The organism is Neobacillus niacini, assembly GCF_030817695.1.
Lineage (GTDB): Bacteria > Bacillota > Bacilli > Bacillales > Cytobacillaceae > Neobacillus > Neobacillus niacini_F.
Genome location: NZ_JAUSZQ010000002.1, coordinates 3,734,568 through 3,756,651, shown reverse-complemented (window position 1 = coordinate 3,756,651; position 22,084 = coordinate 3,734,568). Strand labels below are relative to the sequence as shown.

Genomic DNA, 22,084 nt, shown 5'->3' with positions numbered 1-22,084 from the left:
GATTACATATTGGGAAAGTTTTCCTTGTGATGTTAATGGCCATTATGATTACAGGCTGTTCGACTAACAAGAGTTCCAGCAAAAGTGGAAATGAAGAAGGTGCGGTGTCTACTGAAGGAGGGTCATTAGTCATTGTACGTTTGGCAGACGCTGAAAACTTAGACCATCATTTTATGAACACCATCAATGCTGCAAGTGTTACCCATGGAAAAGTCTATGAAGGGCTGGTTGGCAGGGATGAAAATGCAGATATCCAACCTTTGCTGGCAGAATCATGGAATCAGATTGATAATAAAACATGGGAATTTAAATTGCGAGATGATGTGAAATTCCATGATGGGACTCCTTTTAATGCGAGCGCTGTTAAAACGAACTTTGACCGGCTTTTAGATCCGAATGTCAATGCACCTAGAGCAGGCGTATTTAAAATGGTTAGTGAAATAAAAATCATCAATGATTATACGGTTCAATTCATCTTAAGTGAGCCGTTTGCACCGTTACTTTCGATATTAGCCAGTCATGAAGGCGGAATTATCAGCCCTAAATCGATTGAAAAATTCGGAAAGAATATCATTAATGAACCGAATGGAACCGGACCATTCTCATTTAAATCATGGACCCCAGGCAAAGAAATTGTGTTAGTTAAAAACAATCAATATTTTGGGAAAAAGGCTAAAGTTGATGAAGTTATTTTTAAAATTGTTCCAGAGGAAACAACCAGAACCTCAATGATTGAGACAGGTGAAGCACATATAGCAGAGCCGCTTTCTGTAACAATGATGGATACAGTAGCTGCTTCATCAGCAATGGAAGTCTATCGGAGTGAAGGGTTTGGTACGGAATATATTGGTTTCAATACAGAGAAAAAACCATTTAATGATATCCGTGTCCGCAAAGCGATTGCACATGCTATTGAAATGGATTCTATTATCAAAGGTGTATTTAATAACGTAGGAAAAAAAGCGAATTCTCTATTAGGATCACAAGTATTTGGATATCATGCTGGTTTGAAAGCTTATGAATATAACTTAAATGAAGCTAAGAGATTATTAGCAGAAGCAGGATATCCTAATGGTTTAAAAACAATTTTGTCAACGAATGATGTAAAGGAAAGAATAAGTCTTGCAGAAGTTGTTCAATCACAGTTAAAAGGGATTGGTGTTGACGTAGAAATACAGGTATTTGAAGCTGGAACTTTTATTGAGAAAAGAAATAGAGGCGAATCACAAATGTTTATTAATAGCTGGAGAAATGCAACTGGTGACGCCGATTACAATCAATATAATCTTTTCCACTCGTCTTCAAAGGGACCTGCTGGTAATGTCTTCTTTTACAGTAATGAAAAGGTCGATCAACTAGTTAATGCTGGACGAATAGAGGGTGATCCAGAAAAACGCATACAGATTTATGCGGAGGCACAAGAATTAGAAATGCAGGATGCTGTATATGTTCCTGTACGTGTCATTGAAAACGTAGCTGCTGTTTCAAAAAAGATAGAGGGCTTTAGAATCAGTGCAGCCGGTTATTTAGAAATTAATGATGTTAGGATTAAATAAAGGCCAATAAAAAGAGGCTGGTATTAATAGGTCATAGACCTTTAGTACCAGCCTTTTATTTAAGAGATTTACCCAATAAATCAGTCGTATTCTTTCTTGTGACTATTTTATAAACGAAGACGATGAAACAAATGAAGGCTGATATAGCAAAGCTTAGCCAAATCGCCTTAAAATCTTGTGTACTCATCAGTAAAACAAAGCCTCCTGCTGCACCGATGAAGGAAGAGAAGGGGATGATGAATGGCAGAACACTTTTACTAAGAATAATATATAGGATAGGACATATCACAGCAGCATAAATATTCCCGGTGAAAAATAATAATGTGAGCGTTTTAGGTGTAAGAATGCTGACGATCACTAGTAAACATAAACAGATTGCTCCTGAGAAAATATAGGTATATTTCCATTTTTCATCGTTTGTAAGTACAAATAACATGTTCATCACATTTTTAACAAAAAGGCTTGTGGTTGCATGTAATTCTGCACTAAGAGCTGAAGCAATTGAACTAAAGCAAAAGACAACAAATAGGGCAATCAGAACGGTTGATTGAATTTTGTTGACTAGTTCAAAGAATAGGGTGTAGATGTCTTCAAAGCCTCCGCCAAAAATTGTGATCATTAACAGGGATGTTAGAGCAAGCGGGATTGTTGCCCAAATTAACCCTGTAAGGGTAAAGGTAATTCGAACTTTTTCTTTTTTGAGGATAAATATTCTTTGCCATGTGGCACGATCAATCAAAATTTGGCCAAAAAAAACAAAGATAGCAGTAAAAATAAACCAAATGGCATCTGAATTTTTTACATACAATAAATATGGATGATAGAGCTTAATTCCGTCATAAACAGGGTAAACACCTTCTTGAATAAAAAAGTAGACTGGAATAATGATGACTGCAGCAAAAATTAGGGAGACATTCACTCCTGCCACCTTGTGAAGGCGCTGCATGCCTCCAACACCTCCAATAAAAAAGCAAAATATTAAAAAGAGCAATATTCCAATAAAATGAGGAATTGGAAAAATCATGTGAATTAGAATACCCGCGCCCATAGCTTGGATAAATAAGGAATGAAAACTGGTTAGGAAAAGAAGTATAATCATAAACCAATATCCACTTGGTGTTAATTTTTGTTTCATTACATCTCCGATGGTTTGCTGGTTAGGATGATGATCTTGAACCTTTTTCGCAAAAAATCCAAATAAAATTGCCGATAAAGCTCCAACCAGCGAGTATCCAATTCCACCAATCAGGCCGTATTTAACCAAGGTTTCTGGAGAGGAAAGGATTGTATTTCCTGTAACCCAGCGAGACAATAAACTAACCACTCCAAAACTCACACTGAGTTTGATAGCCCCTGAGATATATAATTGATAATCATCTTTTTTCAATAGAATGACTCCCTTAACCGATAATCCCTTGGTGATTGTCCTGTCACTTTTCGGAAAATCTGGCTGAAATAATGCTGGCTGTTAAAACCGCACCTTTCCGAAATCGTACTAATACTTAAATCAGGAAACTCAATAAGCATTTTTTGAGCCTCCTTTAACCGGAATTCATTAAGGTATTCAGAAAAGCCCATTCCCACTTCCTCTTGAAACTTTCTGCTTAAATAGGCAGGGTTAATATGAATTTTGGAAGCTAAATAATTGAGCGTTAATTTTTCACTAAACTCTTGGTGAATTATTTTTAACGCATTTACAATATGCTCAGAGTAATTCCCTAATCGTTCATATCTGCTTAATACTGTTATCAGTTCGTCCTCAATAATCGGTTTGGTTATGTAATCAACGACTCCAAGTCTTAGCGAAGTTTGCGCATACTCAAAATTTTGGAAAGCAGTAACCATAATAATGTCAATTGTATAGGATTGTGTTAGTTCCTTTGCTAAATCTAATCCTGTCTTCCCAGGCATCTGGATATCAAGAAAACAAAGAAAGATATCATGCTGTTTAACGATTTGCAGCGCTATAGATGCATCTTGAGCCGTATAAATCTTCCAGTTTGGAAACTTTTTAAGGATTAAATACTCGAGCTGTTCTAATTCAAGTGGTTCATCATCGACAAGTAGGATATTCATATTAAATGTTTCACCTTCCTTTCATCTCTGAGATCAACACGAACGGGAAAATGGCTATGACACTGGTCCCATTATCAGAATTAATCAATTGTACAGATGTATTCCCATTTGGAAATACTAAGTTTAGCCTTTTTGTAATGTTTTCTAAACCAAGACCTCGTTCGCCCGTCAGTTCCTCAAGACTTTCAAGGGAATTGTTCCAGACGGTTATATGAACTTCTTCGCTTTTTTTTTCAATAATGGTTTTTAAAAAGGCTTCACCACTATATTTTTCAAATGAATGTTTAAAGGCATTTTCAACAAAGGTTTGAATAAAAAAGGGAATGGTAACAGCCTGTGTCACATTTGGATCAATTGAAAATTCATAATGAAGCCTGTCCCTAAAACGGATTTTTTGTATTTCTAAATAATAATTAACATAAGTTAATTCCTCATTAATGGTAATAAACGTACTATTTGTTAGATATTTAAACTTAAGCAGTTTTGATAGAGTTTCAATTGAGCGGATTAATTCTGTTTTTCGGTCCAGCCTTGCTAAACTTAATATAGAATTTAAGGTGTTAAAAAAGAAATGAGGCTGAATTTCCTGATTTAACTGGTTATAAAGTGCTGTCTGGAGCTCTCTTTCTAATGCAATTTCCCTTTTTTGTTTTTCCAGGAGGTCAATTCGCTTTTCGAAAATGAATAAAAAAAGTAATGTAAAAGCTCCAAGTAATGGTGCAAGTGCAGCAATCATGATATTGAGGGAGAAAGCTTCAACTGATAGCATAACCGAAATTCTCCTTTAGATGAAGAAAAAGGGAGGCTGTTCATGCTCCCTTTTTTAATATATTATTTTATAGTATTTTCATTTGATTTGAAAATAAATTGTTATATAAATTTCTCAGCATAATGACAGCTGACTAAATGATTCGTACCTAATTCTCTTAACGACGGTTCTTCAGCTTTACATTTATCTGTTGCAAATGGACAACGGGTATGGAATCGGCACCCTGTCGGCGGATTAATAGGGGAGGGGACATCTCCTTTCAAGATAACACGTTCTCTTTTTAAATCCGGATTTGGTACTGGAATGGACGAAAGTAATGCCCGTGTATATGGATGAAGAGGTGAATCAAATAAATCTTTTTTATCTGCAATCTCAACGACTTTTCCTAAGTACATAACCATGACCCGATCGGAAATATGTCTTACCACACTTAGGTCGTGAGAAATAAATAGAAAGGTCAGCCCAAACTGATTTTGCAATTTCTTTAATAGATTCAAGATTTGTGCCTGGATGGAAACATCTAAGGCAGAAACTGCTTCATCACAAATAATTAATTTTGGATTTACCGCAAGGGCTCGGGCAATCCCAATTCGCTGCCGTTGTCCACCGCTGAATTCATGAGGGTAGCGGTCAAGAGCCTCTGTAGGGAGACCAACATAGCCGAGTAGTTCAATCATTCGATCCATTCTTTTTGTTTTTACCACCACATTTTGGATGGCCATGGCTTCATTCAAGATTTGCTTAACTGTCTGCCGCGGGTTAAGAGAAGCAAATGGATCCTGAAAAATTACTTGTAAATCTCCTCTAAGCTTACGCATTTCCTTTTTATTAAAACCTAGAATGTCTTTCCCTGAGTATAAAACTTTTCCGTCTGTAGGCTCATCAAGTCTTAATATCGCTCGTCCCGTTGTCGATTTACCGCAGCCGGATTCACCAACGATACTTAAAGTCTCTCCCTCAAAAAGATGGAAGGAGATATCGTCTACAGCTTTTACATAAGCTTTTGGCTTTAAAAGGGAGTCTGTTTTAACAGGGAAGTATTGCTTTAAATGGTCTACTTGTAATAATACTTTCTTTTCTGCTGCCACCTGCATTATTTAACAGCCTCCTCTTTTTCAACGTTTTCTGACCACTGATCTGTATACATCCAGCAGCGAACCTTAACACCATCATTCTGCTCAACTAGGTCTGGCTGCTGTTGATGGCAAATTGGCTGCTGATGAGGACATCTTGAAGCAAATCGACAGCCAGCCGGCATATTGTAGGGACTTGGAACACTTCCTTCAATTGTTGTTAATTCTTCCTGGTCCTCATGGATTTTTGGCAATGAATCCAGTAAACCCTGTGTGTATGGATGTCTAGGGTTCGCAAAAATCTTATCTGTAGTCGCATGTTCAATAATATTACCTGCATACATCACTGCTACGGTATCACAGGTTTCAGCAACTACACCTAAATCGTGGGTAATCATAATGACCCCCATACCAAGCTTGTTTTGCAACTCTTTAATCAATTCTAGTATTTGGGCTTGAATCGTTACATCAAGCGCCGTTGTCGGTTCGTCGGCAATTAATACCTCAGGGGTACAAGCTAATGCCATCGCAATCATGACACGCTGACGCATTCCGCCGCTTAATTGGAAGGGCTCTTGTTTTGCTCTTTTTTCCGGAGAAGGGATACCGACTAGCTTAAGCATTTCGACAGCCCTTTCCCATGCTGCCTTGCGGCCCATCTTTTGGTGCAGTCTTAATGCTTCTGCGATTTGTTCTCCAACTGGAATAACAGGATTCAATGATGTCATGGGTTCCTGGAAAATCATCGAGATTTCATTTCCACGGACTTTTCTCATTTCATCCTCAGACATAGTTACTAAATCTCTTCCTTTAAACAGAACCTGTCCACCTGCAATTTTACCAGGGGGGGAGGGGATTAGACGCAGTATCGACAGGGACGTTATACTTTTTCCACATCCGGATTCGCCTACAATTCCAAGGGTTTCACCTTTATGCAATGTAAAATCGATGCCATCAACGGCCTTACTAACTCCGCGCTTTGTAAAGAAATGTGTTTTTAATCCTTTTACTTCCAATATCGGATTTTTATTTTCAGCCACCATATTCACCACCTGTTAATTTAATTCAATGCGTTTATTAAAGAATCGGTAAAGTACATCGACTAGCAAATTCACGACCACAAATACGAGAGAGGCAACTAATACTCCGCCTTGTACCATTGGTAAATCCCGCATACGAATCGAGTCAACAATCATTCTACCTAATCCATTTATCGCAAAAATAGATTCAACTAGTACCGTACCGCCAAGCAAAGCGCCAAACTGTAGGCCAACAACTGTAATAACTGGAATTAATGCATTACGTAAGCCATGTTTATAAATAATCACTCGTTCACGTAATCCCTTCGCTCGTGCAGTTCGCATATAATCCTGACGAATAACCTCGAGCATACTTGATCTCGTCATTCGGGCCACAATGGCTGCACCGCCTGCACCTAATGTCAGAGCGGGGAGGATAATATGAAGGAGACTGTCCCAACCTGCAACAGGAAGGATTTGCAGCTTTACTGAGAAGAAATACATTAACATTAGCCCAAGCCAAAAGCTTGGCAATGAAATACCTAATAAAGCAACTATCATTACGGATGAATCTGTAAGTGAGTAGGGCTTAATGGCAGAAATAATTCCCGCTGCCATCCCTAAAACGATTGTGATAAGGATACTAAAAAAGGCAAGTTCAATTGTAATAGGCAATCTTATTAAGATTTCATCAAGGACAGGCTGGCTATTCTTAAGAGATACTCCGAAATCCCCGCGAAAAACGTTTAGTAAGTAATCAAAATACTGGACAAATAAAGGTCTATTTAATCCTAATTGCTCGCGAATTGCCTCAATCGATTCTTTTGAAGCTCCTTCACCTGCGAGCAATACAGCGGGGTCACCTGGAACAAGCTGCATAATAAAGAATACAACAAACGTTACCCCGATCACGACAGGGATTGTCTGCATTAAACGTCGTAAAATAAACATTAACATTTTCAATCAACCTCCTTTATTTCTTCATTCTCGGATCAAACGCATCACGTAATCCATCACCAAAAATATTAAACCCTAAAACTAGTATAGAAATAGCCAGCCCTGGAAAAATAGCGATATAGGGTGCTGAGAATAAGAAATCTCTGCCGGCGCTTAACATTGTTCCCCACTCTGGAGATGGAGGCTGGGCACCAAGGCCAAGGAAGGATAAACCCGCTGCTGAGAGAATGACCGTTGCAAGTCTCAGTGTTCCTTGAACAATAATAGGTGAAAGTATATTCGGTAATATATGTTTAAAGATAATGGTTGCATCGTTTGCTCCCAGTGAGCGGATGGCGTCAATATACTCGAGTCGTTTTACCTCTAAGGTGGAACCGCGGACGATCCGGGCGAATAATGGAACAGAATAGGCACCAACGGCTATCGTTACATTGATTAATCCGGGACCAAGTGCGCTGATGATCGCTAATGCTAATAAAATTCCAGGGAAAGCTAGCAGGATATCCATAATTCTCATTATTATAGAGTCAATCCATTTTCCATAGTAGCCAGCGATAAGTCCAAATATGATACCGAAGAATGCACCGAAAATTACTGCGGTTATCCCAATTCCCATTGAAAGTCTAGAACCATATAAAATCCTGCTTAAGATATCTCTTCCTTTATCATCTGTTCCCATCCAGTGATCGGCAGATGGCGGCATTAATTTATTTTCCAATTGAATTTCATATGGATCATATGGAGCAAGTAATGGTGCGAATAGTGCAATGAAAACATAGAATAAGATGATGATAGCGCCGACCATTGCAGCTTTATTCATTGTTAAGATAGAAAGAAAATCTCTTAATTTTGATTCTTTCGGATGATTCATTGTTTGCGTAATTACAACTGGTTGTTCTGTTTTTACTGCTTGTGTCATGTTAAACCTCCTTAAGTTTTTTTTGAAAGAACGCTGTGAATTCTAGCTGTCGTGAGCCCCCTTTCGAATCTTTAATTTTTTTTTGGTTTATTAACAAAATTATCAAAATTCTGGTCAAAGTAAATATTTTTTAAATCATTTGTCAAAATAGTTAAAATTCTTGTAAATATTCTGTAAATATTTCAGCTTATCATCTTCTATAATTCAAATTAGGATTAGAAGGACTCGTAAAATTATTGTCCCTTTTATTTCAGAATTTTAATTAATTTAAAAAAAAAAGGAGAGGCTCAAAAAGTGGAAAGAAAAAAACGTTCTATTAAAAATGGCCTACTATTAGTACTAATTGGTTTAATGCTGATAGTAGCTCAAGCGTGTTCAACGAAATCAGATTCTTCTAAGGAAGGAGCAGTCAGCAAAGAGGAAACAAAACAGGGTGGAACATTAACTGTAGTTCGACTTTCTGACGCAACCAAACTAGATCCACATTTTATTACTGATATTCCGTCCGCAAATATTATTTACCAAAAGGTTTATCAGGGACTTGTGGTTCCAGATAAGGATTTCAAAATTCAACCGTTACTAGCAAAAGAATGGACAGTAGTAAATGATACAACATGGGAATTCAAATTAAGAGACGATGTTACATTCCATGATGGGGCGCCATTTAATGCTGAGGCAGTAAAAACAACATTTGATCGTTTGTTGGATCCAAATACGGGATCACCTCAGCGTGAGAAATTTGCAATGATTAAAGAAGTTAAAGTGGTAGATGAGTTTACAGTTCAGTTATTACTCGCTTACCCATATGCACCTCTATTATCCATCCTTGCCAGTCAGGAAGGAAGCATGATCAGTCCAAAGGCTTTAGCCGAAAACCCTAAAAAACTATCTGAGCACCCAGTAGGAACGGGGCCATTTGTCTTTGAGGCATGGAAGAGCGGTCAAGAAATCTCTTTAAAGAAAAATGAAAATTACTGGGGCAAGAAACCAAATATCGATAAAGTGGTATTTAAAGTAGTACCGGAGGATGCAACCCGTCTTGCGATGATTGAAACAGGGGAAGCACATATTAATGACCAGGTTCCCGTAACGGAAATTGAGCGAATTGAAGCTTCAGAGACAATGGGTCTTCACCGTACAGAAGGACTAGCTGTAGAATATGTTGGTTTCAACACAAAGAAAAAACCATTTGATGATGTAAAGGTACGTAAAGCAATCAGTCATGCAATTGAAAGAGAAGCAATTATTAAAGGTGTCTACAATAATGTTGGAACTCTTGCAAACGTAGCAATGAGTCCTAAGGTTTATGGACATAGTGAAAAGGTGAAGCCTTACGACTATGATTTAAATGAAGCGAAGACGTTATTAAAGGAAGCAGGCTTTGAAAACGGTCTTGAGCTTACATTGTTAACAAGCGACCGTAAAGAACGGATTAACATGGCTGAGGTTATTCAATCTCAATTAAAAGGGATTGGCGTGAATGTCGAAATTCAAGTAATGGAATATGGTGCCTATATTGAAATGATCAATAATGGTGAACATGATTTATTTATCGGCGGCTGGGGTAATGCAACAGGCGATGGGGATTACAATCAATATAATTTATTCCATACCGCTTCACAGGGACCAGCTGGAAACCACTTTTACTATAGTAATCCAGAGGTAGACAAAAAGATTGAAGCAGCACGTCAAGAAACAGACGAAGCAAAGCGTTTAAAGCTTTATGAAGAAGTTATGCAAGTAGAAATGGACGATGCAGTCTATATTCCAATTCGTAACTATGAGCACATGGCAGCTCATAATAAGAGTGTCAGCGGTTTTTGGTTGAATGCTGCAAACTACCTGATGATTGATGATGTAGTAATTAAGTAAAGGCAGTTTTTTAGGGAGAAGTACTTTTGAAGAAAAGTACTTTTCCTAATTTTATAATTAGGGGGAATCGGAATGACTACATTTTGGCTTATCAACGTCCGTTTGGAAAAGGGCTTTAAATACGAAAACGACCGAATTGCCGGTACCGAAACAGAGATATGCCATTTAAAAATTGAAAATGGAAAAATTGCAGATATTACACACTCAGTCCCGAATGATGAAGCAAAGCAGATTGACGCCAAGCAGCAATTGCTGCTCCCATCATTAAGAGATATGCATATACACATTGATAAAACTTATTACGGCGGGCCATGGAAAGCTTGTACTCCACTTACAAATGGTATTTTTACGAGATTAGAAGAGGAGAAGGAATTACTCCCAAAGCTTCTGCCAACAGCACAAGAGCGGGCAGAAAAAATGATTGAGTTATATCTGAAAAACGGGCATACCCATATTCGCACTCATTGTAATGTCGATCCTATAATCGGTCTTGGAAATTTAGAGGCAACCGTTAACGCTTTAAAAAAATATGAGGATGTTCTTACTTATGAAATTGTTGCTTTCCCGCAGCATGGCTTATTGAGAAGTGATTCCGTTCAATTAATTCGTGATGCAATGAAGAATGGTGCAACATTAGTCGGCGGTGTTGACCCTGCAACCGTTGACCGAAATATTGAAAAGTCCTTATATACCATTTTTGATATTGCCGTAGAAAATAATAAAGGTGTCGATATTCATTTACATGATCCAAACACATTAGGGGCATTTACTTTTGAAAGAATGGCTCACTATACAAAAGAAGCTGGTCTTAAAGGTGGAGCGACGATCAGCCATGGGATTGCTTTGGGAGATCTCCAAGGGGATTCCCTCACTGAAATGGCAGCAGTTTTAAAGGATCAGGAGATCGATGTGACCACCACAGTACCAGTTAACCGTGCTACCATTCCTATTCCAACACTTGATCAGTTTGGTATTACAGTATCAGTTGGACATGACAGTATTACTGACCACTGGTCGCCATTTGGAACTGGAAATACCATTCAGAAGCTTGGGACACTAGCAGAACGATTCCGCACGTCTGATGAGTATTCTCTATCAAGAACTTTGAAATATGGAACGGGTGGGGTAACTCCATTAAATGAAAACGGAGACAGAGTTTGGCCGAAGGTTGGAGATGATGCCACTATGATGCTTGTAAATGCATCCTGCTCGGCTGAAGCTGTGGCAAGAAGGGCCTCTGTTCAATCATTATTTTTCAAAGGGAAAAAGGTTGAAAGTAAATTAGCAGAATCAAATCCAGTACAGGTTTAAAGGAGGAATAGGAATGACAACTCCATATTGGTTGAAAAATGTAAAATTAGAAACGGGATATATACAGGATGAACAAGGTGTTTATGAAACAAAAACGGAGCTTTTTCATTTGAAGTTTCAGGGTGGGAAAATTGTAGAGAAACAGAGTAATAGCTTTGTCATACCGCCAGGTGAAACTACTTATGATGGAAAGGGATTACTTGCTATTCCTACGTTTAAAGAAATGCATAATCATTTAGATAAAACCTATCTTTCTCTTGATTGGAAAGCTCCAATTCCAGCAAAAAGTTTGGAAGAGCGTTTACGGCTGGAAGCAATGGAGCTTGAGGAATTAGCACCAACAGCTAAGCAACGGGCTAGTGCCATGATTGAGTTGCTTCTTTCCCATGGTTCCACTCATATCCGTACGCATGTGAACATCGATCCTTATATTGGCTTAAAAAACCTAGAGGGTGTAAAATCTGCGCTTGAGAATTATTCTGAAAAGCTAACCTATGAAATCGTAGCATTTCCTCAACACGGTCTTTTACGAGAAAATGTGATTCCATTGATGAAAGAAGCAATGAGATCGGGAGCAAACTTAGTCGGTGGCCTAGACCCAGCTGGAATTGACCGTAATATAGAAAAATCACTTTATGAAGTAATGAATCTTGCAACAGAATTTGATGCTGATATTGATATTCATTTACATGATAATGGACATGTCGGTTTTTATACAGTGGATAAATTAGCAGAAATGGTAGAGGCAGCGAAATGGCATAATCGCGCTGCGGTCAGCCATGCATTTAGCTTAGGAGAGGTGCCGGTACCTCAGCAGGAAGAAATCGCAAATAAATTAAGCGGGCTGGGCGTGTCGATCATGTCGACCATTCCCATTACAAGAACCCTTCCGCCAATAGATTTGCTAGATCGAAAGGGAGTAAATGTCTACTTAGGATGCGACGGTTTCTATGATTCTTGGGGACCATATGGAACAGGGGATGTATTAGAAAAGGTAACACGTTACGGTGAACTTTATCGAAGAAGTGATGAACGCTCATTAGCACATTCGTTAAAATTTGCGACAGGCGGACCAACACCTTTAACCAAGGATGGCGAAGTTGCCTGGCCGCTTGAAGGAGATGAAGCAAGTCTTGTTCTTGTCCATGCATCATGTTCAGCCGAAGCGGTAGCAAGAACACCGAAGCGCGAGGCAGTTATTTTTAAAGGAAAAGTAGTATCAGGACAACTGTAAATCAATAGCCCCGTTAGCTTTTACTAACGGGGTTTGTTTAGCCTTATGATTCTATTCGTAGTTTTTTATTTAACAGTCTAAAAATCTTTAATGCTATTTGGATTTGAAGCAGTTCCTCTGAATTTTTTAGGTCAGAATTTAATATTTCTTTAATTTTTTCGATTCTGTAGATAAGCGTGTTTCTATGCAAAAACATCGATTTTGCCGTTTCGCTGATATTAAGGTTGTTAAGAAAGTAGTTCTCTAAAGTAATAATGTAGCTAGTTCCTAGTTCCATGTGAATTATCGTGTTCATAAATTTTTGCGAGCCGTTTCATGAAAAATTCTTCTAGTTCCAGGTCTTTAATATTTGAGCCCCAATCGTGCGATAGCTGTCATTACCTTTTAAGTAGCGTTGAACTGCCGCTAATTTATCCTCCGGACTAAATTTAACTATAAAAAAACTACACCCCTCATTGTTAGAAAGTGTCCAACAATTCGGGTGCAGTTCATATTGGTGCGCTTTTATTATCAATTATACCAGTGGTCGCGATTGTACCAATCTTGGTTTATGTAGGTATTGTAACGGCAAACCAGGTAGTTCGTGAAACGCCAAAACTCGAAGTTCCAGTAATCTTTATTTGTTTATTCCCTTGGATTGCAAACTGGGCATTATCACTAGCTAATAATGTTTTATCCGCTGCTGGAACAACTGGCCAAGCAGTAGGTGCCAAGGTCCTTGCCGCTAAGGGTGTATATTATAACGGGTTAGTCCACTTAGGAAATGGTGCCCCAATCAGTAGTTTAATGTGGGGATGTTTAGCCATCTTTGCAATCAAAAATCAACCTGTTCGTGCAGCTATTGCAGCTGTAATTGCAGCCCTGCTGTCTCTATTTGGTATCATTCATGCTGGAACGGTAGGATTTGCTCAGCCAGCATCGAAGCAGTTTGTCTATGCTTATCTCATGGTAGCTGGGCTATTCCTTGTCAAGTATGCTATGGATCGTAGCAAATCTCAAGTTAGTAGTGAAGAAAAGGCTGCTTAAAAATCGCAAGGTTCAGTTTAATAAATCAAGGAAAATCACTTTGCTCTGGTATTGTCGAGAGCAGGGGATTTTTTACCACCAGAAGTTCACAGCGGAGGAGAGATTCTATATGGAAAATCATTCGCAAAACTCAGAGCTTATTTATGCAAGTGAACGAGGAGAACTTGCTACAGTTGAAAAGCTAATAGAAAAAGGCGCAAACGTCCACTTTAAAGATAATGAGGGACGTACTGCTCTTATGGCAGCGACACAAAAAAATCAAATTGCTGTTGTGAAATTGTTATTAGAATCAGGAAGTGATGTAAACACGAGGGATATCACGCTATTGACTCCGTTTATTTGCGCAGGAGCAAACGGTTTTCATGAAATATTAAGTTTAATGCTTGATTATGGAGCTGATTTAAATAGTGTGAACCGATTTGGAGGAACAGCATTATTACCCTCAAGCGAAAAGGGCTATTTAAAAACCGTCCAAAAGTGCTTGGAAGCTGGTGTACCTGTAAATCATGTTAATAACCTAGGCTGGTCAGCATTATTAGAGTCTGTAATTCTCGGTAATGGCGGCCGTTTGTATTCGGACATTATTAACCTTTTAGTAAAAAAAGGTGCGGATGTAAACTTGCCTGATCGTGATGGGAAATCATCTCTCCAACATGCAAAGGAACTAGCCCAGGAAAAAGTGGTAAAGATTCTTAATAATGAATATGTAGAGATGAATGTTGCTATCAAAAAAGTAAAATCACTCTATTTAGAAGATAAGTATGAAGAAGCAATTTTTGAAATTGATAGAGCCCTTGAAAATGACATGGGAAATCTTGATTTATATTTTTATAAGGGTTATTGCTTACAAGAATTAAAGCGATATGAGGAGGCCCTTGAAGAATACAATAAAGCTTTATCTCTTGATGCAAATGATCTTGATTTTTATTTCTATACTGCAAATTGCCTTAGATTAATGAAGAAACGTGATGAAGCATTAGCAGAATATGATAAAGCTTGTGCGATGGATCCAAACGAAACCTTTTACCGTTATCACAAATCAAATTATTTAAGAGAATTAGGAAGACATGAACAAGCAGTTGCGGAAATGGATAAACTACTGGCACTTCAGCCACATCGGTACGATTTCTCATTCCATAAGGCAAATAGTCTCCGATCGCTAGGAAGGCATAAAGAAGCGATTGAAGCAATTGAGAATGCGATTGCCAATGATCCAACGAACCCTTTATATCATTTGCATAAGAAACAATCTCTTGATTTGCTCAAATAGGAGGTAAATCAGTGGGGAAACTAGTTATTGTTGCTATCGGAGGCAACTCGTTGGTTAAGGATAATGGTCGTGACTCAGTTCAAGACCAATACGAAGCTGTTTGTGAAACGGCAGTGAACATTGTTGATATGGTGGAAGAAGGCTTCAATGTCGTTGTTACACATGGTAACGGACCACAAGTTGGCTTTGGACTTAGAAGATCTGAAATTGCAAATGAGATAGCAAGTATGCCGCCAATGCCTCTAGTAAATTGTGTAGCAGACACCCAAGGTGGAATTGGATACCAAATTCAACAGGCATTAACCAATGAATTTGCTAAAAGAGGGATTAATAAAAAAGTTGCAACTGTTATTACGCAGGTTGAAGTTAGTAGCGATGATCCTAATTTTAAGAATCCAACAAAGCCTGTTGGTTCATTCTTTACAATTAAGCAGGCAGAAGAAATGAAAAAGGAACATCCTGACTGGGTTTTTGTTGAGGATTCTGGCCGCGGGTATCGAAGAGTGGTCCCATCTCCAAAACCGATTGATATCGTTGAAAAAGATGCGATTAAATCATTAATTGAGTCTGGTTATGTGGTTATCGCTGTCGGCGGCGGGGGAATTCCTGTTGTGAAAACGGGTGATAACACCTACGTTGGAGTAGACGCAGTAATTGATAAAGACTTTGCAACAAGCCTATTAGCAAAGCAAATTAATGCAGAAACATTAATTATTACGACAGGTGTATCAAGAGTTTGTATTAACTTTGGAAAACCCAATCAAAAAGCTCTCGATAAAATAACTGTCAATGAAACCAAACAATATGTTCTTGAAAATCATTTTGCTCCGGGAAGCATGCTTCCAAAAATCGAGGCAAGCCTTAGCTTTTTAGAGAATAATGGTTCAAGAGTTATTATCACCAATCCAGAAAGCTTAAAAAAAGCCATTAATGAAAAGGCAGGTACACATATCCTGAAGCAGTTGCTTGGACACAATTTAACATAAGTAATTTTATATGATGCCTAAATAACCTAGAATCTTTTTGTGCTGGATAACCAATGAAAGATTTGTGCAAATTGTATAAGATTAACAAAGAATCATATGTTGTTATAATTGATAATGTCCGGCGCTGTTTCAATACGGTGCCGGACATTGACATTTTTGAAGTTAGAAAGGTAATAAAGCCATCATGAATACGGAAAACAAATATTTAAGTACGTTACAATGGTTTATCTTTTTGCTAGCTAATTCTATTGCGCTGCCAATCGTAATTGGAAATGTATTTCAGCTTACTGGAGCAGAAACTTCAGCGCTGATGCAGCGAACGTTTTTTATTGTAGCATTAAGTTCGTTTATTCAGGCAAAATTTGGTCATAGGTATCCAATAGCCGATGGTCCAGCTGGTTCCTGGGTTAGTATTTTTGTTATTTTTGCTAGCATTGGGGCACAGCAAGGTTTGACAATGATGGAGACATTACAAACACTAGAGGCGGGATTAATCGTTGCTGGATTATTATTATTTCTGTTAGGGATAACAAAGTGGGTGCGGCATTTACTGTTTCTCTTTTCACCAATTGTAACTGGCACTTTTCTTTTTATATTAGCCATTCAATTAAGTGGAGTCTTTATTAAGGGAATGGTATCAATGGATAGGAACACGGGCGAGATGGATGGGGTGAGCTTTCTCCTATCAATTCTTATTTTTTTCTTTATCATTATACTTTCCTCTAAAGCTAAGGGACGGTTAAAAAACTATGCAATTTTATTAGGAATCTTGGCAGGCTGGATTACATTCTTTATTTTTGGAAGAGGTCATCAAACCATTTCAATATCAGCTGATTTCATTCAGATCCCAGAAATTTTCCCATGGGGATACCCTACATTAACTGGGGGTGTATACGTTACAGCTATTTTGTTTACCTTTTTACTTATTTCTAATACATTTGCGGCCATTTCTGCTGCGGAGGAAGCAATCCCAAATAATAAAGGACAATTTCATGACAAGCTAAATCGGGGAACGTGGATAGGGGGAGTTTCTCATCTTTTTTCTGCCGTATTCTCGACGATTGCTGTTGTACCATTACCAGCTACAGCTGGTTTCGTGAAATTAACAAAACAATATCGTATTATTCCTTTTCTGTGTGCGTGTGGGATTATGGTAACCATTTCATTGTTTCCAAGTATTGTTGGCTTATTAGCTTCATTGCCTTTACCAGTTGCCAGTGCAGCCCTTCTAGCCACAATAATCGATATGCTTGGTATAGCAATTCGCTCACTGAATAAACATCCATTAAATGACAGAAATGTTACCATAATTGGGGTATCCTTACTAGTAGGAATAGGAATCATGTTATTACCTGAAGATATCTTTAATGGTCTACCATATATTATTCAAACTATAGGTAAAAACGGTTTATTAGTAGGAACATTTCTAGCGATTATGTTTGAACAACTTTGGAAACCAAAAAATTAAGCTGCAGATACAAAAGTCCTGTTCTGCAGCTATTACTATTTTAACTAAAATAATATTAATCTATCATCTGCTATTATTTGTATGTTTTAGATGGTAAGGTTGCTGTTTGGGATTTATTATTCTGTTATCGATATGGCACTGAGCTACTTATTATTTAAGAAGAGTTTATTCAAGTTTTTGTCACAGATTCTTCATCGTATCTTTATATCATACTCCTACAATCTATCTGTATCGAAACAAAACAAAGACGATTTTAGGAGGATTTAAACGATGAACATGACACATTATATGGGCTTACTAGCCGCTAATCAGCCATGGAATCTGATTATTTTTATGGCCATTCCGGTTATTTGTGCTGAAACAATTGCTGTAACAGAATTAGCAATTTTGTTTACTAGAAATCTAACTGGTAAATTAAGATTGGTTAACAAAATAACATCTATTTTTGTAGGAATTTATTTCACTGGTATTTTTATTTACTTACTATTTAATGCTGTTATTCCGATAACATCAAAAGGAGAATGGCACGGATGGATTGATGTGGTTGCAGTAGGGTTTTACTTACTTGGAATAATCCCATTGCTGGGCATGGCACTTTTGGATTTAAATATTTTTTATAAAAACAAATCACAAGAGGAAAAATTAAAAGTTCACGCGTTCTTAGTTGGTATGTTTCTAATCTTTGCACACATTGCTATGATCGCTGGAATGGTTGATCCAACGATTGTTTCTAATATGCCGACTATGGGTCACAATATGTAAATATAAATGAAATCTCACCTTCAAAATGGAGGTGAGATTTTTAGTAATAATTAACCTTTATTTTTTATAAAGGCAGTCTCATATTAACCTACATCGTCATATTCCCAGGTTGATTCATCTGGTTCATTTGTGTCATTTGCGGCATAGGCATTGTACCGTATGACTGCATATAGTTGCTTTGCGTTGTATCCTTAAGAGTAGGAATCTGATAATATCCTCTTTGATTAGCATATTGGAATGCTTCATACGCCATATCAGCACATGCATTGGCTCCAAGTTGGATGGTACGGCGAAGAGTAGGGTTCGCCATTTCTAACGCTGCTTTCATTTTCATCGCTGCAGCGTGTTTATGACAATTAATAAGACATGAAGTAACATCATAATCATCTATATCTTCTACAGAGCTTGCAGGTGTCTGTGTTTCAGGGTTCCGTAACCCATAGGTTGGCTGAAAACCTTGTGTTCTTGCCATATGGCGAGGAGACATCATATTTCCAGCACCTTGCTGATTCATAAGCTGAATCAAACTGTTGTATTCCATTGATAAGGCATTCATATGCATCTCTATCATAGTCTGCAAAGTTTGATCCTTTGCATGTGGTCGGTAAAGGCGTAATGTATTGATTCCGTGAATGGCATCATTTAATACTTCATGTAACTCTAATACCTCGTGTGCTCCAAGTGTCATTGTCATAATGTAATCCTCCAAAAGGTTTATTTTGTGTAACCCTAATTAAGGATGTCCCCCCCGAAAGGCAAATATTCTTATAAAAAAAGATTTTAGAAAGCACAAACTTTACATATTAATGGTCCTTTTGGAAATAATTATCAAGACCATGATACGCAAGGGGGGGAATTCAATTTGAGTGATTTATTAATAGCCCGTTCCTTATTTGGAACGACAATGGCTTTTCATATTATATTTGCCACGATAGGGGTCGGTTTGCCGCTTATGATTTTGGCTGCAGAGCTTATCTATCAAAAAACAAAGGATCAAGATTATGTGGTAATGGCGAAACGCTGGACGAAAGCATTTGCCGTTTTACTCGGAGTTGGGATCCCGACTGGTACGATTGCTGGCGTTCAATTATCGTTACTATGGCCTGGTTTTATGGAAGTAATTGGTCGTGTGATGCCTCTTCCTTTTCAAATCGAAATCTATGCCTTTTTTATTGAGGCGTTGTTTATGTCGATCTACGTCTATGCAGCAGAAAGAATTGCTCCTTGGATGCGGATTGCTAGCTTAGTGTTGGTCGCAATCGGAGCACTATCCTCCGCTGTCTTAATTACGAACGTCCATGCTTTTCAGGGTACACCTGCGGGATTTCGTTATGAGGATGGGAAATTTCTAGACATTGATCCTTGGGCTGCTTTTTTTAACCCAAGCTTCTTTGTAACAGCAGGACATGTGGCATTATCTGCCTATGTGGTGGGAGCTTTTGTGGTTGCGTCTGTTGCATCTTTTAAAATGATGAAAAATAAAATCGGTTCGAGAGTTTATCTTTTTCATCAAAAAGCGCTGGTTCTAAGTCTAGTAGTAGGTGGTATCTTTGCTTTTCTAACGGCTTTAAATGGACATGAATCAGCTCAATATTTACATAAATACCAGCCGGAAAAGTTAGCAGCAGCGGAAGGGTTATTTGAAACACAATCCCATGCGCCCTTGGCAATAGGTGGTTTCACCGACCCGGAAACGAAAGAAATTAAAGGAGCTATCGAGATTCCTTGGGCACTGAGTTTTCTCGCGGGAAACAGCTTTGATACGGTGGTAGTGGGATTAAACGATTATCCAGAGGAGCTATGGCCGCCATTATTCATTCATACTCTTTTTAATGGAATGGTGTTTATTGGCTCAGCACTTATTATGGTTCCTTTACTAGTTTTCGCCTGGAGAAAATTCTTAAAAAAAGCACATTATCCTAAGCTCATGCTGTGGGGGCTGGTAACGACAGGTCCTCTGGCCATTATCGCGATTGAATGTGGATGGATCTTTGCCTGTACTGGACGTCAGCCATGGGTAATCTACCATATCTTATCGACGGCAGAGTCTGCAACGACTGCAACTAACTTAGGTACTCTATTTATATCGTTTATTATTGTCTACATGATCTTAGGGCTTTCTGTCGTGCTGGTATTACTCTACTTCTTTAGAAAAAACACAGAATTGGATGATATTGAGCGTGCAGAGAAAAAAAGCATCCCATTATTTAGTTCAAATTCATAGGGGGAGAAACGAATGGCTGATGCTCTTATTGCAATTACGGTACTTTGGGGGTTCGTGTTTATTTATGCTGTCATGGCCACAATGGATTTTGGAGCCGGCTTTTGGTCAATGGTTTACATCAATAGGGAAAAAACGAAAGCAACGAACATTGCCAATCGCTATTTATCACCTACTTGGGAAGTAACAAATACTTTTATTGTTGCATTGGTTGTTGCTGTCTACAGCCTTTTTCCAAGTGCCGCAAATATCTTGGGAACGATACTACTAATTCCCGGTAGTTTAATCCTATTATTACTTGCATTACGAAGTGCTTTTTTAGTTTTTTCAAATATAGCTACGGAATATAAGAAGCCGCTAACTTATATTTCCGGTATTGCAGGAATTATTATTCCCGGCTTGTTAATTAGTGTGTTGCCGATTACGCATGGCCACTATGTTGATTTTGCAGATGGCACGGTGAATCTAAACCTTAACAAGCTTTTTTCAAGCCCCAATGAGTATGCCTTTATTGGGTTTGCGATAACGAGTACACTTTTTCTCTCTTCTTTATTATTAGCTGATTATTCGAAGGCTTCGAATGAAATGGAGGCGTACCGAGTGTACCTTCGGGATGGAAAAATACTTGGTCCGATATCATTAATTATGGCATTGCTAATTATGATTACCCTAAAAAATGAAGTGGGTTGGTTATATACTAAAATGATGGAAGATCTTCCTTTACTTTTGATCTCGGTTGGCTTCTTTTTAATTATCGGCTTCGGGTTATATGCACCAAACCCTTTTCAAAAAGGGGAAAGAGGCATGCCAAGACTCGCTGTAATTGCGGTTACTATTCAATATCTGATTGCCAGCTATGTCTATGGAAAGGCCCACTTGCCCTATATCATCTATCCGAATGTTACCATTGAGTCGGCCTTTACTGACCCTAACTCCTTTAGAGCCGTGTTTATCACTTATATCGTCGGATTTGCGATCCTTTTCCCTGGCTTTATTTACTTTTGGAGTTTATTCATGAATGATAAACGTTATTTGAGGCAAAAGGGGAACCAGTAAAAACAAACAAAAATCTCACATAAAGGTGGGATTTTTGTTTGTACAAGATATGCAGAATTAGTTGAAGAAAAAGGAGATTGGAACATGTTCCCTCTTTAAAAGGTTCTTTTAGATACTACCTATTCAGTATAATACTCTCCTGTTTCTTCCAATTCATCTATCGGCACGATCTGTCTTTCACTATGAATTCCTCGTTCGGATACAACCGCCTTGTTTGATGTCTCATCAATATTCTCAATCCAGACAGGAATTCCGTGATAGTGAACGGCTATTTCTTGTTCGGAAAAAAGGATTTTTTTTGCACGATCTAGATTCATATAAACACCTCAACAATATCCTTTCCGATATAGCAATTTAATATTCTTAAGCTAAGGATTCTTTCACCTTAATTTGATTGCCAGCGGGGAAATAAAAATTTATTTGCCTCCACCTCGTGAACAAAATGAACAAAATGGTTAATAAGTTTTTAATGCTGTTTAAATGTACAATCTATTAAATATTCAAAAGTT

At 38.1% G+C, this 22,084-nt stretch carries 21 protein-coding genes; 11 read left to right on the top strand and 10 right to left on the bottom strand.

All coding sequences use genetic code 11. The features are described from left to right. Positions 1-29: 29 nt before the first annotated feature. Complete coding sequence (locus QFZ28_RS19040) at positions 30-1,556, top strand: glutathione ABC transporter substrate-binding protein (protein ID WP_307197073.1); 1,527 nt, start codon at positions 30-32, stop codon at positions 1,554-1,556. Positions 1,557-1,611: 55 nt separating this feature from the next. Here the strand turns inward: QFZ28_RS19040 and QFZ28_RS19035 are convergent, their stop codons facing one another. From QFZ28_RS19035 to QFZ28_RS19005, 7 genes are all read right to left on the bottom strand, one after another. Continuing rightward, the gene (locus tag QFZ28_RS19035; protein ID WP_307196106.1) at positions 1,612-2,943 is read right to left on the bottom strand and encodes a sodium:solute symporter family transporter; all 1,332 of its coding nucleotides are present in this window, start codon (positions 2,941-2,943) and stop codon (positions 1,612-1,614) included. Continuing rightward, the gene (locus QFZ28_RS19030) at positions 2,940-3,632 is read right to left on the bottom strand and encodes a response regulator transcription factor (protein ID WP_307196105.1); all 693 of its coding nucleotides are present in this window, start codon (positions 3,630-3,632) and stop codon (positions 2,940-2,942) included. Before QFZ28_RS19030 ends, QFZ28_RS19035 begins: the two co-directional genes overlap by 4 nt. 10 nt (positions 3,633-3,642) lie before the next feature. Further along, on the bottom strand, positions 3,643-4,401 hold the full coding sequence (locus tag QFZ28_RS19025; RefSeq protein ID WP_307196104.1) for a sensor histidine kinase: 759 nt from the start codon (positions 4,399-4,401) through the stop codon (positions 3,643-3,645). 101 nt (positions 4,402-4,502) lie between these two features. Further along, a complete protein-coding gene (locus QFZ28_RS19020) occupies positions 4,503-5,495 on the bottom strand; it encodes an ABC transporter ATP-binding protein (protein WP_307196103.1) in 993 nt (330 codons plus the stop codon). Continuing rightward, positions 5,495-6,517, bottom strand: coding sequence for an ABC transporter ATP-binding protein (locus tag QFZ28_RS19015; protein ID WP_307196102.1), 1,023 nt, complete (start codon positions 6,515-6,517; stop codon positions 5,495-5,497). The genes QFZ28_RS19020 and QFZ28_RS19015 overlap by 1 nt, the downstream gene beginning before the upstream one ends. 12 nt (positions 6,518-6,529) lie before the next feature. After that, the gene (gene nikB, locus QFZ28_RS19010; RefSeq protein ID WP_307196101.1) at positions 6,530-7,450 is read right to left on the bottom strand and encodes a nickel ABC transporter permease; all 921 of its coding nucleotides are present in this window, start codon (positions 7,448-7,450) and stop codon (positions 6,530-6,532) included. 16 nt (positions 7,451-7,466) lie between these two features. Beyond that, entirely contained in the window at positions 7,467-8,321 is an 855-nt protein-coding gene (locus QFZ28_RS19005) for an ABC transporter permease (protein WP_307197072.1), read from the bottom strand. A 399-nt stretch (positions 8,322-8,720) separates the two neighbouring features. On the opposite strand from QFZ28_RS19005, the gene QFZ28_RS19000 reads away from it, so the two are divergent. From QFZ28_RS19000 to QFZ28_RS18990, 3 genes are all read left to right on the top strand, one after another. Next, positions 8,721-10,241, top strand: coding sequence for a glutathione ABC transporter substrate-binding protein (locus QFZ28_RS19000; RefSeq protein WP_307197071.1), 1,521 nt, complete (start codon positions 8,721-8,723; stop codon positions 10,239-10,241). A gap of 72 nt (positions 10,242-10,313) precedes the next feature. Next, the gene (locus QFZ28_RS18995; RefSeq protein WP_307196100.1) at positions 10,314-11,552 is read left to right on the top strand and encodes an amidohydrolase family protein; all 1,239 of its coding nucleotides are present in this window, start codon (positions 10,314-10,316) and stop codon (positions 11,550-11,552) included. A gap of 13 nt (positions 11,553-11,565) precedes the next feature. Next, entirely contained in the window at positions 11,566-12,786 is a 1,221-nt protein-coding gene (locus QFZ28_RS18990; RefSeq protein ID WP_307196099.1) for an amidohydrolase, read from the top strand. Positions 12,787-12,829: 43 nt separating this feature from the next. Here QFZ28_RS18990 and QFZ28_RS18985 read toward each other — a convergent pair whose 3' ends face one another. Then, on the bottom strand, positions 12,830-12,982 hold the full coding sequence (locus QFZ28_RS18985) for a helix-turn-helix domain-containing protein (protein WP_307197070.1): 153 nt from the start codon (positions 12,980-12,982) through the stop codon (positions 12,830-12,832). Positions 12,983-13,251: 269 nt separating this feature from the next. Between QFZ28_RS18985 and QFZ28_RS18980 the strand changes: the two genes are divergently transcribed. The 5 genes from QFZ28_RS18980 to QFZ28_RS18960 all read left to right on the top strand — a co-directional run bounded on the left by QFZ28_RS18980 (position 13,252) and on the right by QFZ28_RS18960 (position 18,298). Next, positions 13,252-13,812, top strand: a complete 561-nt coding sequence (locus QFZ28_RS18980) for a hypothetical protein (RefSeq protein WP_307196098.1) — start codon at positions 13,252-13,254, stop codon at positions 13,810-13,812. Between the two features lie 109 nt (positions 13,813-13,921). Next, on the top strand, positions 13,922-15,082 hold the full coding sequence (locus tag QFZ28_RS18975) for an ankyrin repeat domain-containing protein (RefSeq protein WP_307196097.1): 1,161 nt from the start codon (positions 13,922-13,924) through the stop codon (positions 15,080-15,082). A gap of 11 nt (positions 15,083-15,093) precedes the next feature. After that, positions 15,094-16,068, top strand: a complete 975-nt coding sequence (arcC, locus tag QFZ28_RS18970) for a carbamate kinase (protein WP_307196096.1) — start codon at positions 15,094-15,096, stop codon at positions 16,066-16,068. A gap of 184 nt (positions 16,069-16,252) precedes the next feature. Further along, on the top strand, positions 16,253-17,536 hold the full coding sequence (locus QFZ28_RS18965; protein ID WP_307196095.1) for a purine/pyrimidine permease: 1,284 nt from the start codon (positions 16,253-16,255) through the stop codon (positions 17,534-17,536). A 270-nt stretch (positions 17,537-17,806) separates the two neighbouring features. Beyond that, positions 17,807-18,298 (top strand): DUF6803 family protein, encoded by a 492-nt coding sequence (locus tag QFZ28_RS18960; protein ID WP_307196094.1) that lies wholly within the window; start codon positions 17,807-17,809, stop codon positions 18,296-18,298. Positions 18,299-18,386: 88 nt separating this feature from the next. Here QFZ28_RS18960 and QFZ28_RS18955 read toward each other — a convergent pair whose 3' ends face one another. After that, positions 18,387-18,992, bottom strand: coding sequence for a spore coat protein (locus tag QFZ28_RS18955; RefSeq protein ID WP_307196093.1), 606 nt, complete (start codon positions 18,990-18,992; stop codon positions 18,387-18,389). Positions 18,993-19,160: 168 nt separating this feature from the next. On the opposite strand from QFZ28_RS18955, the gene QFZ28_RS18950 reads away from it, so the two are divergent. Then, positions 19,161-20,522, top strand: coding sequence for a cytochrome ubiquinol oxidase subunit I (locus tag QFZ28_RS18950; RefSeq protein ID WP_307196092.1), 1,362 nt, complete (start codon positions 19,161-19,163; stop codon positions 20,520-20,522). Positions 20,523-20,534: 12 nt separating this feature from the next. Next, positions 20,535-21,575 (top strand): cytochrome d ubiquinol oxidase subunit II, encoded by a 1,041-nt coding sequence (locus QFZ28_RS18945; protein WP_307196091.1) that lies wholly within the window; start codon positions 20,535-20,537, stop codon positions 21,573-21,575. Positions 21,576-21,694: 119 nt separating this feature from the next. Here the strand turns inward: QFZ28_RS18945 and QFZ28_RS18940 are convergent, their stop codons facing one another. After that, positions 21,695-21,892: an H-type small acid-soluble spore protein gene (locus tag QFZ28_RS18940; protein ID WP_307196090.1), complete on the bottom strand. Its 198-nt coding sequence runs from the start codon at positions 21,890-21,892 to the stop codon at positions 21,695-21,697. Positions 21,893-22,084 lie beyond the last annotated feature (192 nt).

What these genes read in the sequence shown, in the direction of transcription:
- QFZ28_RS19040 (WP_307197073.1), top strand. Translation starts at nt 30, where the DNA reads ATGTTAATGGCCATTATGATTACAGGCTGTTCGACTAACAAGAGTTCC.
- QFZ28_RS19030 (WP_307196105.1), bottom strand. Translation starts at nt 3,632, where the DNA reads ATGAATATCCTACTTGTCGATGATGAACCACTTGAATTAGAACAGCTC.
- QFZ28_RS19025 (WP_307196104.1), bottom strand. Translation starts at nt 4,401, where the DNA reads ATGCTATCAGTTGAAGCTTTCTCCCTCAATATCATGATTGCTGCACTT.
- QFZ28_RS19020 (WP_307196103.1), bottom strand. Translation starts at nt 5,495, where the DNA reads ATGCAGGTGGCAGCAGAAAAGAAAGTATTATTACAAGTAGACCATTTA.
- QFZ28_RS19015 (WP_307196102.1), bottom strand. Translation starts at nt 6,517, where the DNA reads ATGGTGGCTGAAAATAAAAATCCGATATTGGAAGTAAAAGGATTAAAA.
- nikB (WP_307196101.1), bottom strand. Translation starts at nt 7,450, where the DNA reads ATGTTAATGTTTATTTTACGACGTTTAATGCAGACAATCCCTGTCGTG.
- QFZ28_RS19005 (WP_307197072.1), bottom strand. Translation starts at nt 8,321, where the DNA reads ATGAATCATCCGAAAGAATCAAAATTAAGAGATTTTCTTTCTATCTTA.
- QFZ28_RS19000 (WP_307197071.1), top strand. Translation starts at nt 8,721, where the DNA reads ATGCTGATAGTAGCTCAAGCGTGTTCAACGAAATCAGATTCTTCTAAG.
- QFZ28_RS18995 (WP_307196100.1), top strand. Translation starts at nt 10,314, where the DNA reads ATGACTACATTTTGGCTTATCAACGTCCGTTTGGAAAAGGGCTTTAAA.
- QFZ28_RS18990 (WP_307196099.1), top strand. Translation starts at nt 11,566, where the DNA reads ATGACAACTCCATATTGGTTGAAAAATGTAAAATTAGAAACGGGATAT.
- QFZ28_RS18985 (WP_307197070.1), bottom strand. Translation starts at nt 12,982, where the DNA reads ATGTTTTTGCATAGAAACACGCTTATCTACAGAATCGAAAAAATTAAA.
- QFZ28_RS18975 (WP_307196097.1), top strand. Translation starts at nt 13,922, where the DNA reads ATGGAAAATCATTCGCAAAACTCAGAGCTTATTTATGCAAGTGAACGA.
- QFZ28_RS18965 (WP_307196095.1), top strand. Translation starts at nt 16,253, where the DNA reads ATGAATACGGAAAACAAATATTTAAGTACGTTACAATGGTTTATCTTT.
- QFZ28_RS18960 (WP_307196094.1), top strand. Translation starts at nt 17,807, where the DNA reads ATGAACATGACACATTATATGGGCTTACTAGCCGCTAATCAGCCATGG.
- QFZ28_RS18955 (WP_307196093.1), bottom strand. Translation starts at nt 18,992, where the DNA reads ATGACAATGACACTTGGAGCACACGAGGTATTAGAGTTACATGAAGTA.
- QFZ28_RS18945 (WP_307196091.1), top strand. Translation starts at nt 20,535, where the DNA reads ATGGCTGATGCTCTTATTGCAATTACGGTACTTTGGGGGTTCGTGTTT.
- QFZ28_RS18940 (WP_307196090.1), bottom strand. Translation starts at nt 21,892, where the DNA reads ATGAATCTAGATCGTGCAAAAAAAATCCTTTTTTCCGAACAAGAAATA.